At 38.2% G+C, this 14,998-nt stretch carries 11 protein-coding genes; 3 read left to right on the plus strand and 8 right to left on the minus strand.

Going from position 1 to position 14,998, the window contains the following annotated elements; genetic code table 11:
- Window positions 1-68: 68 nt before the first annotated feature.
- Entirely contained in the window at window positions 69-1,922 is a 1,854-nt protein-coding gene (locus L2586_RS12400; protein WP_235293223.1) for a tetratricopeptide repeat-containing sensor histidine kinase, read from the plus strand.
- Between the two features lies 1 nt (window position 1,923).
- Here the strand turns inward: L2586_RS12400 and L2586_RS12405 are convergent, their stop codons facing one another.
- From L2586_RS12405 to L2586_RS12420, 4 genes are read right to left on the minus strand one after another with little or no spacing between them, the layout of a single operon-like run.
- Window positions 1,924-2,574: a response regulator transcription factor gene (locus tag L2586_RS12405; RefSeq protein ID WP_235293224.1), complete on the minus strand. Its 651-nt coding sequence runs from the start codon at window positions 2,572-2,574 to the stop codon at window positions 1,924-1,926.
- Window positions 2,571-3,119 (minus strand): cysteine hydrolase family protein, encoded by a 549-nt coding sequence (locus L2586_RS12410; protein WP_235293225.1) that lies wholly within the window; start codon window positions 3,117-3,119, stop codon window positions 2,571-2,573. Before L2586_RS12410 ends, L2586_RS12405 begins: the two co-directional genes overlap by 4 nt.
- Complete coding sequence (locus L2586_RS12415; RefSeq protein ID WP_235293226.1) at window positions 3,116-4,828, minus strand: GMC oxidoreductase; 1,713 nt, start codon at window positions 4,826-4,828, stop codon at window positions 3,116-3,118. The genes L2586_RS12410 and L2586_RS12415 overlap by 4 nt, the downstream gene beginning before the upstream one ends.
- Complete coding sequence (locus tag L2586_RS12420) at window positions 4,825-5,370, minus strand: gluconate 2-dehydrogenase subunit 3 family protein (protein WP_235293227.1); 546 nt, start codon at window positions 5,368-5,370, stop codon at window positions 4,825-4,827. Before L2586_RS12420 ends, L2586_RS12415 begins: the two co-directional genes overlap by 4 nt.
- Window positions 5,371-5,630: 260 nt before the next feature.
- On the opposite strand from L2586_RS12420, the gene L2586_RS12425 reads away from it, so the two are divergent.
- Window positions 5,631-6,869 (plus strand): hypothetical protein, encoded by a 1,239-nt coding sequence (locus L2586_RS12425; RefSeq protein WP_235293228.1) that lies wholly within the window; start codon window positions 5,631-5,633, stop codon window positions 6,867-6,869.
- Between the two features lie 108 nt (window positions 6,870-6,977).
- Window positions 6,978-7,814, plus strand: coding sequence for a VOC family protein (locus tag L2586_RS12430; protein ID WP_235293229.1), 837 nt, complete (start codon window positions 6,978-6,980; stop codon window positions 7,812-7,814).
- Window positions 7,815-7,863: 49 nt separating this feature from the next.
- On the opposite strand, the gene L2586_RS12435 is transcribed toward L2586_RS12430, so the two are convergent.
- The 4 genes from L2586_RS12435 to L2586_RS12450 form a co-directional block, all read right to left on the minus strand.
- A complete protein-coding gene (locus tag L2586_RS12435; RefSeq protein WP_235293230.1) occupies window positions 7,864-9,375 on the minus strand; it encodes a DUF1501 domain-containing protein in 1,512 nt (503 codons plus the stop codon).
- 5 nt (window positions 9,376-9,380) lie between these two features.
- Entirely contained in the window at window positions 9,381-12,596 is a 3,216-nt protein-coding gene (locus L2586_RS12440; protein WP_235293231.1) for a DUF1553 domain-containing protein, read from the minus strand.
- 221 nt (window positions 12,597-12,817) lie between these two features.
- Window positions 12,818-13,375, minus strand: a complete 558-nt coding sequence (locus tag L2586_RS12445) for a hypothetical protein (protein WP_235293232.1) — start codon at window positions 13,373-13,375, stop codon at window positions 12,818-12,820.
- A gap of 9 nt (window positions 13,376-13,384) precedes the next feature.
- Window positions 13,385-14,878, minus strand: a complete 1,494-nt coding sequence (locus L2586_RS12450; RefSeq protein ID WP_317218956.1) for a DEAD/DEAH box helicase — start codon at window positions 14,876-14,878, stop codon at window positions 13,385-13,387.
- Between the last annotated feature and the right edge of the window lie 120 nt (window positions 14,879-14,998).

Genomic DNA, 14,998 nt, shown 5'->3' on the forward strand with positions numbered 1-14,998 from the left:
ATGTATTGTACGCATTCGAAAGGCTAAATTGCAGCATTATCCATAAAAGATTGACTTAAGTTCATCGTATGAAATATCTAGCAACATTTATTTTTTCCATTTTCCTGCTCTCATCTATTAATGGACAAATAGATGATACGGAAATTTTAGCATTAGCAAGGAAGGCTAAAAATGAAAATATAGACTCTACCCTTATATATCTCAACATGATCTCAGATCAAGCAGATCCTTCTATGCTTATCCAAAGTGGAATTATCAAAGGCCAATACTATAGAAATAAGTATGATTATGTAGAAGCGCTGAATCAATTTGCCGCGGCTGAAAAATTGAATGATCAACTAGGTGACCAAGTTGCTGCTGCCAAGTTGAAAGATGAGATTTCTCTCATTTATGGTCTACAAGGAAAGTATGAGGAGGCCATTAAGCTAAAGAGTGAAGCTTTGGAAACCTTCAAGGAGCATAACGACTCTGCAGCCATTTCAATTTGCCTGCATGGTATTTCTAAGTTGTTCAATGACAAAAATGATTACAAAACAAGCTTTGTTTACGCTAAGGACGCTTTAAAGTACGCTAATAGTAATGAGCAAAAAGCATTCGTACTCGCCAGTTATGGCATTTATTATAAGCATGAGAACGAATTTGATTCAGCCAGATATTATTACACGGAGGCCATTAACCTAGTACCAGATAACCCGGTTTTTTTGATGAAATCATTTGTGAATTTGGCATTGTTAGAAAAGAGAATCGGTAATAAAACGGCTGCTTTGGATTATTATGACAAGGCTGCAGCTAAAGGTTTAGAAATGGGTGACTCCGTTATGACTGCAAGTATTGCAGTGAATAAAACTTTCGTATACTATGATCTGAAAGATTATGTGAAGGCTGAAAGTGTATTAAATGAGAATGAAGAAATTACCTTGAAAAAAGGAACAATTCAAAGTAAGCTGGACTTCTACCTGATTCGTTATAACATTGCTGAAAGGCTCGGAAAAGCAGGTGATGTGCTGAAGTATTATGGAGACTATCGAGCCATGAGGGATTCCTTAGACAACCTGGCTTTGAATACGAAGATTGCAGAATTCGAAACCAAGTACCAGACAGCTGAGAAGGAAAAGCAAATTGCATTAAAGGATAAAGCTTTAGCGAAATCAAGTTATCAAAGAAAGCTGCTTTTAGGTGGGCTTGCAGCGGTTTTGTGGTTTGGATTATTTGGTGTTTTATTTTATTGGTCTAAAAATAGGTTCAACAAAAAATTGTCAGCTAAAAAAATTGAAGGTCTAGAGCAGGAGCAAAAAATTATGTCCATGTCCTCTATGCTAGAAGGACAGGAATCGGAAAGATCAAGGATTGCTCATGATTTACATGATAGTATCGGAGGATTGCTTACTAGCGCTAAAATTCACTTTGGAATTCTCCAAAAAGATATTGATGAGCCAGAGCAAATGAATATCGGGAAAAAAGTGGAGAGCTTGTTGGACGAAGCTAGTACAGAAGTCAGGCGGATTACGCATAAAATGTCTCCTCGTGGCCTAGAATTGAATGGTCTTCAAAGCGCCATTTCAGATATTGTTAATGAAATACAATCTCCGGAATTAAAGGTGGATTATGAATGGAATGGGCATCTTATTTCGCTGGATGAACAGCGTGAAATTATGGTTTACCGTATCATTCAAGAAGCGCTGAATAATATACTAAAACATGCTCATGCAACAGAAATTTTGATACAAATTAATGTTTTTGAAGAGCGAGTAAACATTGTCATACAGGACAATGGAATTGGATTTAGAATAGAAGAAGTGAATGGAAGTGAGGGACTCGGCTTAGATGGTATTCGATCTCGAGTTGAATTTCTGGACGGAAGTCTTAATATTGATTCTCAGATAGACCAAGGAACGAGTATCAATATTGAATTTCCTAAATGATCTATAGCAATTTGTGCTCTAATACGAATTTGACCATTCCCGCAGTATTTTTACAGCCCAGCTTGTTCATGATATTTCTGCGATGAGTTTCTACTGTTCCTGAGGAAATAAATAGCAAATCCGCAATTTCATTTGTGTTTTTTTCTTCCATTATCAATTTAACAATCTCTTTTTCTCTCCTTGAAAGGCTAGGAATACGGATACCTTCTTTGTGTAATTCTAAGGTGTTTTTGTCAATTCTTTCTTGAATTTCTGAGCTATAATACTGATTGCCTTTGTGAATTTCTTTGATGGCAAATTTCAGCTCATCAGCACTTGCGTTTTTAATTAAAAAACCATTGACTCCGGCTTTTATCATTCGATTAATGATGCTATGCTGAATGAGCATTGAAAGGGCGATGACTTTTTGCTTGGGGTGGTCTTCCTTGATTAAAGTACACAATTTAATGCCGTCTATTTTAGGCATTTCGATATCCATAATGACGACATCGACTTGATTGTCCTTCAAGAATGCTAATGCTTCGTATCCATCGGAAAATGTCTTAATGCATTTAATTTCTTCACTTTGGCTAAGCATTAAGTTTATACCATCGAGCACCAGTTGGTGATCATCAACAACAATTACAGTAATATTTTTACGATCATTTTTCATTTTGCATTTGCTTCCAGGACTTGGTCAGTTGAAAGTACTTTTAAAGAACCCTTCGTAGGAATCATATTAGACCATACAAAATTGTATTGGTCAATAACCGTTTTGGCATTAGCATGAGGTCGATCTGCAGTCGTATGGCCATCTTGAATGACAACAATATTTAAATCTTTAACGATAGCAGATTGTATAGTCGACTCTACACAAAAATCAGTTGCACAGCCAGTTATGTATATCTCGCTCACCTTATGGTTTAATAGTAAAGTTTCCAATTCAGAATGATAAAATGCATCATTTGCCGTTTTCTGAATATTATGGTCACATTGATCTACGTGTATTTCATCTATGATTTCCCATTCTTCTGTGCCAGGTATAAATCTTTTAAATCTACTGCTATCGTGCTGAATGTGAATCACAGGAAAGTCTGACTTCCTGAACGATTCCGCAATTAAGTTGATTCGATCACATACTCCACCAGTATCATATCTCGGTGTCTCTTCTGTAAAAGATCCTTTCTGCATATCGATAATTAACAGTGCTTTTATCATAACACACCAGCATCTACTTGCTTATGCGCATAATCTACCGCTCTCGCTGTTAACGCCATATAGGTGATACTTGGATTCTGAGTTGCTGAACTCGTCATACAAGAACCATCCGTAATGAACAGGTTTTCGACATCATGCATCTGGTTCCATTTATTGAGCACACTGGTTTTAGGATCACGTCCCATTCTGGCAGTACCCATTTCATGTATGGCAGCTCCTACAGCGGTTGGGTCATTGTGAGAATTGATATTCGTACATCCTGCAGCTTCTAGCATTTCTTCAGCGCATTTGACACCATCAAGTCTCAGTTTCATCTCGTTCTCTCTCAGTTTGGCATCGAAGGTGATAATAGGCATACCATGTTGGTCTGTTTTATCAAAATTCAACCACATTCGGTTTTCATGATAAGGCAGCAATTCTCCAAAGCAAGTCATCGAAATGTAATATGGTCCTGGTTTGAAAATCTCTTTCTTCAGATCAGCACCTACTAGTCCTTCTGGATTGTTGTTGTATCGTCTTGCAACACCTTGATATCCAAATCCTCGGATATAATCTTTTCGGCGCGTGCGTTCATCTATGTTTCTGAATCTAGGAATATAAAAGCCCATTGGCTTGCGTCCTTTGTAATATTTGTCTTCGAATCCAGGCAACGTTCCTCCAGCTCCCATTCCATAATGATGATCCATCATATTATGTCCTAATTCTCCACTTGAATTACCAAGGCCATCAGGAAACTCTTCAGATCGACTGTTCAGCAAGATAGCTGTGGTTCCAATTGTACTTGCATTACAAAATATAATTCTTGCAAAAAACTCTAGCTCTTCACCGGTTACTCGATCTTTTACTCTAACACCAGTTGCCTTTCTCGTTTTCGTATCGAAAATGATTTCAGTTACAATCGAATCTGCTCTTAAACTTAAGTTCCCAGTGTCCATCGCAACAGGCAGCGTTGCCGAAAGTGTACTGAAATAGGCTCCGAATGGACAGCCTCGAACGCAACGGTCTCTTGTCTGACATTGACCACGAGTACCTTTGTGCACATCGGGATTGTATTGCGTAAGATTAGCTACTCGACCTGGCGTAATCACTCTATCGGGATATTTCTTGGCAACGGATTCTCTGAAATGTTGCTCTGCACAATTTAGCTCGAATGGTGGTAGGAATTTACCATCAGGAACTTGCTTTAAACCTTCTTTTTGACCACTTACACCAACAAATGTTTCCGCATAATCATACCATGGTTCGATGTCCTTATACCTTATCGGCCAGTCAACTGCAACACCATCCTTTAGGTTTCCCTCGAAGTCAATATCGCTCCACCTATAGCAATGTCTTCCCCACATGATTGATCTTCCACCGACATGATGTCCGCGAATCCAATCAAATCTCGAAACCTCGTCATATGGATATTCATCATCTTTATTTATCCAATGTTTATTATCCTCGTGAACCCACCAGCTCAATCTGTTTTGCTTAAAATAATGTTTCGCTACTTCTTCTTGTGTCACTGTATTTTGATTCGCTAACTCCCATGGATCTTTGTTCGCAGTCGGGTATTCACCATGCTTAACATCTCTTCCACGTTCAAGCATTAGCGTTTTATGTCCTTTCTTGCATAATTCCATAGCAGCAAATCCACCACTAATTCCCGATCCAATTACAATTGCATCGTAAGTTCTTTCCTCTTTTCCTTTCTGATTAAAACTCATATTGCCCATTTTTTACCGCCTACGGATTCTAATGAAATACAACCCTCGTATTTTCCTGGTACCGGTAGATAATTTAAAAATTTAGTTCCGATCTCTTCCGTATTTAAATAGTAAGCAACACTTTGCTGTTTGATTTCTCTAAAAGCTTCGACTGCTTTACCATTCAATGCAGATATGATCTCTTTCTGCGAAGTCTCATTTTCTTTCGCAAAATCTTTTCCTGTTGTCAATTGACGATATAGTTCTTCAAAGGACTCCTTATATTTTGTTCTATTTTCTTCTGTATAGACATTTCCAACCATATTATCGATCATTTGATGAACACCTAAGTCACTTGCTGAAGGGCTGTCCGTTTCTGGTAGAATAAAGTCAACTACACTTTGGAGCGTGTTGAACTGAGCATCATTAAAAAAAGTAGGTTTGTAATTCTCTACTTTTACAAAATCATCAGGTTTGCAGCTATTTAGTGACAGAATGATAGGTGCCGAGAGTGCAGCTCCAGTAGCAACTGCGGCATACTTTAGAATTTCCCTTCTTTTCATAGATCGATTGGTTTGATTTTTAATTTTGCATTAATGCTAAAATTCCAACTTTTAAATTACATACTTATAGCATATTTACAAATAATTATTGAAAGCAACGGTAAATCTATATTTAGTAAAAGTTAAAATTCTAGAAAACGTTGTCATTTTGTCCTTGTAAAGTTGGTAGGTTTTATATTAAATAGCTTGAAGCTTTATTCTAGAACTGGATTCATATTGTTTAATTTGCAACGTCTATTTTAATCCAAAAGTGAAACCGTATGAGTGTATCCAGCTTTTATAGCATTTGTATTATTGCGATGTTCTTAATTTCATGTGAGGAGCATAGCTCTACTTCTACAGAACTGAGTGTAAATGAAATCCTTTCGCCTAGCAAAAACGGTGGTGAACCTAATCTTTTCGTTTCCGATCAAGGTGAAGTATATCTTTCTTGGGTGGAATATTTAAGCGATTCCACAAATGCCCTGCTTTTTTCAAAGCTTAAAAATGATCAATGGTCTGCTCCGAAAACCATTGCGTCAGGAGGTAATTGGTTTGTTAATTGGGCTGATTTCCCTTCTCTCGTTGTGGGAGGTGAAAATGAGAAATACTTAGCAGCACATTGGTTGCAGAAAAGCGATGAAGGCACTTATGATTATGATATTCGGATTGCTCAGTCTGCAGACGGTGGGGAAAACTGGAGTTCTTCTTTTGTTCCACATCGAGATAGTATTTCTGCCGAACATGGTTTTGTAAGTATGTTACCGCAATCTAATGGGAAATTCTTTGCTACCTGGTTAGATGGAAGGAATACCAAAGGGGGCGGCGGGCATGAGGAAGGTGGTCATGGACATGGAGGGCATGGAGCAATGACGCTCAGAGCTGCCGTTTTTGATCAAAATGGAAATCTTTCAGAGGAAGCGGAACTGGATAGTCGAATATGCGATTGTTGCCAGACTGCTGCCGTAGAAACAGAGGAAGGTATCATCGTGGCATATCGTGATCGGTCTGATGAAGAAATCCGTGACATTTCAGTGGTTCGAAAAGTAAATGGAAAGTGGACAACACCGAAACCAGTTTTTAATGATCTATGGCGCATAGAAGGTTGTCCTGTGAATGGACCTTCGCTAGATGCTATTGGAAAAGTTGTTGGATTGGCTTGGTTTACAATGAGTGGGGAAGAACCACAAGTGAAAGTTGCTTTTTCAAATGATAACGGTGCTCATTTTGCTGAGCCTTTACGAATAGATGGAGGAAATCCTCTAGGCCGCGTAGATATGGTCATGATTTCTAATAATAAAGCATTGGTAAGTTGGCAAGAAGAAACCGCTGATGGTACGGCACTTAATGTTGTTCAAGTTAGTCCTAATGGCATAAGGGGAGAGATTTTGACGATCAATGTGACCGCAAATCATGTTAGAAATTTCCCGAGAATGGTGAAGAGTAGAAATCAAATTGTCTTTGCTTGGACAGAGAAAGGGGAGGAAACTCACGTGAAAACTGCAATCATGAATTTATAAACTTTATTTATAGTCAATTTTTGAAGCATCATTCATATTAAACAGCATAATGATTATTCCATAAATTATTCAGTATTTTTATATTACTATTCAAAGTAAATAAAAGATATGAAATCCGAAATAATTCCTTGTTTATGGTTTGACGGTCAAGCTAAGGCGGCATCATCATTCTATGCTAGTGTTTTTAATCATGCTGAGATTCTTTCTTCTAGCGATGTAATTACTCAGCTTTCGATCAGCCGTAGAACTTATCATCTATTGGATGGAGGGCCCATGTTTAAGTTAAATGATTCTATTTCACTCTACGTTTACTGCGGTTCCGATGCTGAAATTGAACGTTTGTATCCATTGTTGATGGAGGGAGGTTCGGTTATTATGCCTTTAGGAAGTTATGGATGGTGCAGGAAATACGCAATGGTCAAAGATCAGTTCGGTGTGATTTGGCAATTGGATGTAGATCCAATCAATAACTATCAAAACATTGTACCGACGTTTTTATTTGCAAATGAACAGCGAAGCTTGATTAATGAAGCGATGTCATTTTACCAAAGTGTCTTTCCTAATTCGATGACTTTAATGGAAGTCCCATATCCAGCAGATTCTCCAATGGAGGAGGGTAGTGTCCTATTTGGTCAATATAAACTGAATGGTAATATATTCAATGCGATGAGTAGTTCCGAAGAGCAAAAGTTCAAATTTAATGAGGCCTTTTCGTTTGTAGTTCAATGTGATACTCAGGAAGAAATAGATAAGTTCTGGGATGCTTTGATAAGTGACGGAGGTTCACCAAGTCAATGTGGTTGGTTAAAAGATAAGTATGGAATTTCATGGCAAATTGTACCTGCGATTCTGGAGAAACTGATGAGTGATCCAGACAAAGCACCTTATGCAATGAAGGCGTTTCTAAAAATGAATAAGTTCGTAATAGCGGATTTAGAAGAATAGATTGCATGCAGTTTCTACACTCGGTCTGCCAATCCAGAAAACCTTAGCATTACACAAGCAAATCCTTAACCACATGACCATGGACATCGGTTAGCCTGAAGCGCCGACCTTGATGCTTAAAGATCAGCCTTTCGTGGTCTATCCCGAAAAGATGAAGTAAAGTTGCATGAAAATCATGAACATGGACTGGGTCTTTAACCACATTGTAACTGAAGTCATCTGTTTCTCCATAAGTAAATCCAGGCTTCACGCCTGCACCTGCCATCCACATCGTAAAAGCTTTCGGATGATGATCTCGACCATAATTCTGAGGCGTTAGTTCTCCTTGAGAATACACTGTTCTGCCGAACTCACCTCCCCAGACAACAAGTGTATCTTCTAACATTCCTCGTTGCTTCAAGTCCTTAATTAAAGCTGCATTGGCTTGGTCTGTTCGCTTACACTGCGCTCTCACTCCTCCAGGACACCCGGCGTGCTGATCCCAGCCTTGGTGATATAACTGGACGAACTTCACATCTTTTTCAAGTAGCTTTCTTGCCATCAAGCAATTCGCTGCATAGGTTCCTGGATCTCGACTATCTTCTCCATATAAGTCGAAGATGTAATCCGGTTCATCGGACATGTCCGTCACTTCGGGAACTGAAGTTTGCATTCTGAAGGCCATTTCATACTGTGCCATCCGAGCATTGATTTCTGGATCGCCATATGTATCGTGTTGTACGTTGTTTAGTTTATTTAGATAATCCAGCATTCTACGTCGATCCTTACCATCATAATTTTCAGGATCAGAGAGGTAAAGCACTGGATCTTTTCCCGATCTAAATTGAACTCCCTGATGTTCTGTTGGCAAAAATCCATTTCCCCATAACCTTGAATACAAAGGCTGACCTCCCATATTCTTCGTGACCAGCGTAATGAAAGTAGGCAGATTATCATTATCAGATCCTAAACCATAACTTAACCAAGAACCTATAGATGGTCTGCCTGGGAGCTGGTTTCCAGTCTGTAAAAAGGTTATCGCAGGATCGTGATTAATCGCATCGGTCTGCATTGATTTAATAAAGCAGAGTTCATCGACAACTTCAGCGGTATAAGGCATTAATTCACTGACCCAAGTCCTTGATTCACCATATTGCTCGAAATTCATAATTGATGGTGCGATCGGAAAGGAAGTCTGGTCAGCACTCATTCCGGTTAGTCGTTGACCTTTTCGAATAGAGGCTGGCAGATCTTGACCGAACATATCTCTCAGCTTAGGTTTGTATTCAAACATTTCTAATTGAGAAGGTCCACCACTTTGAAAAAGATAAACAATACGCTTAGCTTTTGGGAGATGATGTGGAAGGCCAAGTCTATTCTTATTATAATTCTGAAGCAGTAATTCACCATTTGGAATACTGCTAGGACTCGCAAATGCCTTTTCAGCATTGAGCAAGGAACTTAATGCAATCGCACCAAGGCCCATTGAGGTCTTAGTCAAGAAGTTACGTCTACTCAGCTGACGTTCTACTTGCTGTAGATCAGGATTGTTAGACTTTGTTATTTCATGATTATTGCACATACATTTTATCTTTTGGTAATCATTGCGTCCGTATTCATAATTGTGCTTGCCACCACCGCATTAGCTGCAACTCTGATGCGATCTTCTTCAGACGAAATCCTAAATTGACCTGAATTAAGCCAACCATCTGCTTTTTTAGGATTTTCTGCAATCATATTATATTCTTCTTGATAGAGCGCATTTAGTCCATCTAATTCTGCAGTTAATGGAAGTCTCCCTGTCAATTTTCTGAATACCTTAGTGATTCCTTCTAGCGGATCTTTTTCAGAAAGCATCTGAACGCCGAGCACTCTAGCAGCTTCTATATATGTGGGATCATTGAGTAAAACTAGTGCTTGTAACGGCGTATTCGTTTCTTGTCGTAAAATGGTGCAGTAAGAGCGATCAGGTGCATCGAAAGTTGCTATGGTCGGATGTGGAACAGAACGTTTCCATATCGTATACATACTTCTCCGATACAAATCTTCTCCTTTGTCCTCTTGATAGGCAGCACCATTCACTTTCCAGAGTCCTGCTGGTTGGTATGGTTTTACACTTTTGCCTCCGATGGTGTCATTCAGCAAACCAGATGCTAGAAGCACATTGTCTCTAAGCATTTCTCCAGAAAGTCGCTGTGATGGTCCTCGCGCCAGTAAAATATTATCTTCATCCCGCTCTAACATCTCCTGACTAGCTAATGATTCTTGTCTATAGGTATTAGACATCACGATCATTTTCTGAAGCGCTTTCATATCCCATCCTGACTCTATAAAATGTAAAGCTAACCAATCTAATAGCTCTGGATGACTTGGCATTTCTCCTTGGTTTCCGAAATCTTCACTCGTTTTTACCAATCCACGACCAAAGTAATTTTGCCAGAAACGGTTAACTGCTACTCGTGCGGTGAGTGGATGATCCTTATCAAATAACCATTGGGCAAAGCCGAGTCGATTTTTAGGATATTCCTCAGGCATAGGCATGATGGCTTCAGGCGTATTTGGGAAAACCTTAATGGTTCGTGCATCATACACACCTCGATCTAATAAGTAAGCTTGAACGGGTTCTGGAGTTTCTTCCATCACCATAAGTTCTTGTATATTTTCAACGCTATCTACTAATGATTTTCTTTGCTTAACGAGTTCGTCATAAGATTTTGCTACTTCCTTAGAAACGGCACCGACATAATAATCTTTAAGGAGCTTTTTCTCTTCGTCATTTAATTCCGATGGGACTTTTTTAGTTATATCAATAACACTTTTATGCTCACTCAAAAGCCTGATTTCTAAGGTAGTAAGTTCCTTGTTGTAAACTTTTACTTCGTCTATGATCCCTCCTTTGATTCCTTTTCCTCTCCATCGAGCGCCAAACTGAAGTGAGGGTTCGTTACTTCTGCGGAATAAAATATCTTTATAAAGCCGATCGACTTTTACCTCGGTTTCCATTTCTTCTCCATCCACATAGAGTTTAAGTCCAGAAGCTTTGCTAGAACCATCGTAAGTGAAAGCGAAGTGAACCCATTGATCTCTAGGGAATTCCTTCTTTGTAATTTCGGTTATAGAATTGCCAGGCGCAGTATGGGCAAGCAAAATCTCGAGTTGGTTATCTACAATTTTTAAATGGTATCCGCGCCAGTTGTAGAGAATCGAGCCATCTCCTTTGTGAAATATGTTTCCATTCTTTATTGCAGAAGGTATATTCGCCCAGACACTAATACTGAATCGTTCGTTTCTTCCAAATACACCTGTTTTTGGTAAATCTATCCAAGTATCACCATCGAATTTTACGCCGTCTCCGAATTTTCCATCTGCTATGAGCGTAAGCTGCCCCGTACCTGATTCCCTCTTCATAATGCCTTCATGATCTGGATGCAAGTGATCCTTCAGATTTCCATCATCCAGCTTAAAATAAGCAGCCAGCGAGTCGGTAGGAAGAACGGTCAATGTTTTCATATAAGACTTAGATTCAAGCCAGTTGGAAAATTTAGACTCTAAAACTTGTTCAGCACTTTTTACGCTCTTTTCCTCTGCGTCCTCTACCAAACTTTCTATGTAAGCGATCATTTCATCCTCTTCTTCAGTAGTAAGCAACATCGTAGGAACAGGCATTGCGCTATTCCATGAAATCTGACCAGACTCATTTAAATTATTGAAGAAACTTGTCATTTCATAGAAATTCTTGTGCGAGATTGGATCGTACTTATGATCATGACATCGAGCGCAACCAACGGTTAATCCCATAAACGCCAAGCCTACAGTGCTGGCTCTATCCACGGCATATTCAATGATAAATTCTTCATTCACAATGCCTCCTTCCATATTCTGTGGATGCAATCGATTAAAAGCTGTTGCGATCCGCATTTCCTTACTTGGATTCTCTAATAGATCTCCGGCTAATTGCCAGGTTACAAATGTATCATAAGGCTTGTTTTCATTGAATGCTTTAATCACCCAGTCTCTCCATGGAGACATATCTCTGTACCGATCGACACTATAGCCGTGTGTATCAGCAAATCGCGAAAGATCTAACCACCCCGTTGCCATTTGTTCTCCATAATGATCCGAAGACAGAAGGCGATCTACTTGTTTTTCATAGGCGTCAGGATGCTCATCATTAACGAACTCTTCTATTTCTGCTAAAGTAGGAGGCAGTCCTGTAATATCTAATGATAGTCGTCGAAGCATTAATTCTTTATCAGCTCTAGCTGCTGGTTCTAAGTTCTCAGACTCAAGCCTTTCAATCACAAAATTATCAATCGGGTTTACGACATCAGAATTATGCTGAACTTCAGGAATTTTGTATTTTTTAGGTGGAATAAATGCCCAGTGATCTTGATATTCTGCTCCATCTTTGATCCACTTGATAAGAAGTGCTTTTTCTTTATTGGTCAATGTTAGATTCGATTCGGGATCGGGCATTATAAGCTCCGCATCATCAGATAGGATTCTTGTGATTAATTCACTCTTTCTGATATTTCCTGGAACGATGGCATATTTTCCAGGGGAATCCTTGAGTTCTGCATATCCTTTCTCCGCAGTATGTAATTGTAGACCAGCTTTTATTTTCGCATTATCTGGTCCGTGACAGATGAAGCACTTATCTGAAAGTATTGGTTTAATATGCTGATTGAAATCAATGTGCTTAGGTAAGTCTTCATAAGCACTTGCCACTTCTTCTGAGATTTCTGGACCACTGCATGAGAAATGCAAAAGCAAAATCACAAAAATTCCTAATCTAATATTCATTGGTGTTAAAACTATAATTGCTTACGAATAATCCAAATATACAATTTATGGAATATTTTTCCATTCAAATGGACGCATGTTCCATATTAAATGTAAACTTTTGAAAAGGACGAGAAAACATTGAAAATTATGAAAAGTTAGGCATTACACAATGGCTTGTGCGTTAACTATTTGTCAGTGCATTCCACGATCTTGCTAAAATTGTAAAATTGACCTAAAAATTAAAAGAAATAAGTCTTACTTGGATTCAAATCATCTTCGAAGATGGTAACATCATCTTTGTGGATCATTATAGAACTAGCAGGAACCATTGCTGGATTAGATGGATATCGATCGTTTTTATTCACGATTTCCTTTAACTCTCCATTAGAATGCGTCAGTAAAACATTCCATCCGTTTTTCATTTGATGCGAAACGACGATGGGCGCACTCATAAAATTAAATTTATTGATAACGGTGAGGTTCATATCAAGAATTAGGAAAGTACAACCTTGGTCTCCACAAAAATAAGAATGCAATAAACGGACAAAGATTTCATCTTCACCATCTGAATTTAGATCGATTTTGTAGAATTGGTAAGGAATGGAATCACCTGCTAAGTAGGAAGAATCTTCGAGAAAGTATTGGGTATTGAAAAAAGCATTTAATGAATCTGCTAAGATATCATCCACAGATGCTTCTGCAATGGTAACAGGAGTTTCAATATTTTCAGCGCTTTCATTTTTACATGAAAATAAGGCAAATAATACAACAATGAATAGTAAATACCTCGCTAACATATATTGTGTTTAATATTCTTTCATTAACCGTGCTCTCAATTTAGAGACATAATCATCTCTTAACCATCTGCGATAGTTTAGTGTACTTTTAGTGATACAGTAAGAATAGTGTTTAATTCTTTGAGAAATATCATGTTCTAGTAATCTAGCTAAACTCAATGCTGTCATTAGATCTGGAGCATTTTCCTTTATGATTTCTGTATGCTGATCTAGTGATAAAGCGAGGACTTCAGTAGGTTTCCCGTGCTTCGCAACATTCTTATCATATTCCGCATAGATATCAAAATCAACCTCTTCAGAGTTTTTAAATTGTTCTCTGAGTTCATCTGGCATCACATACCGGAATTGTCTCTCGATATCTTCATCCATCACTAAATTCTGGTAGAACAAATCTGGAGATTGGAATATTTTCTGCCAATCTACAGGAGCGTTCCATGGACCGAATCTGGCCACGTTATTCCCTAGATCAATGATCGTGAAATCTTTCTTATCACCAGTTATCCTAGAACCTCTACCGATCATTTGGAAGTAAAGCGTCAGTGACTTAGTCGCTCTATTCATGATGATGGTATCTATAGTCGGTTCATCAAATCCAGTGGTCAATATACTTACAGAAGTAAGAATGGCATCAGGAGTTTTCTTAAACCACTTCAGAATTTCTTTCCGTTCTTTAGCACTATTTTTATTATCTAGGTGACGTATATCATAACCAGCTTCCTTAAAAGTGAGATAGACTTGCTGAGAAGTCTTGATACCGTTATTGAAAATTAGTGTTTTACTTCCTAAAGCTTTCTCTTTATATGCTCTGAGCAATAGCGAACGCATATTAAAATCTGCATATAATCGGTCAGATGAACTTACGGTATAATCTCCATTCATTCCGATTTTAAGAGATCCAAGACCTACATTATAGACGGATATTTTCGCTGAAGCAAGAAACTGTTGACTTATTAAATCATTTATTTGAGGACCGACGATCAGATCATCATAGTTCTCATTCATTGGTAACTTAATATTACTACTAAGCGGAGTTGCGGTAACACCTAGAATGGTTGTTTTTTTGAAAAACTTGAAGAGTTTCGTGAAACTATTGTAGTGAGCTTCATCAATAATGACTAATCCTATGTCACTCATCACCATATCTTTATCATTAAGTCTGTTGTTCAAGGTTTCCACCATGGCAACAAAGCAAAAATATGGGTTGTCTTTCGGAAGTGTTTTTACGCTACTTTCAATGACAAGATTTTCCACACCAAATTCGGTTAACATCCTACTCGTCTGTCTTGACAATTCAATTCTGTGCGTAAGTATGAGAACTTTCTGATTTCTATTTTCTACGAATCGGCGAGTTATTTCAGAAAAAATAACGGTCTTCCCACCACCAGTTGGTAGTTGAAAAAGTAGATTATTATTTTCTTCTTTATGAGAATCAATATAATTGAATATCTCAGAAATAGATTTCGCTTGATAATCGTACAGATCTTTTTTTAGTGTAACTGAGATAAGATTAAAATTTTAGCATTTAAAAAGTTGCAATATTACAGACTTTACTTGGATTTATAGTCTCAGCAACGCATCCTTTTTTAAAAATTATGCCTTTTTACACAAAATTAATATTTAGAC

It is taken from the genome of Portibacter lacus (genome assembly GCF_021533215.1).
In the GTDB taxonomy this organism is placed as follows: Bacteria; Bacteroidota; Bacteroidia; order Chitinophagales; family Saprospiraceae; genus Portibacter; species Portibacter lacus.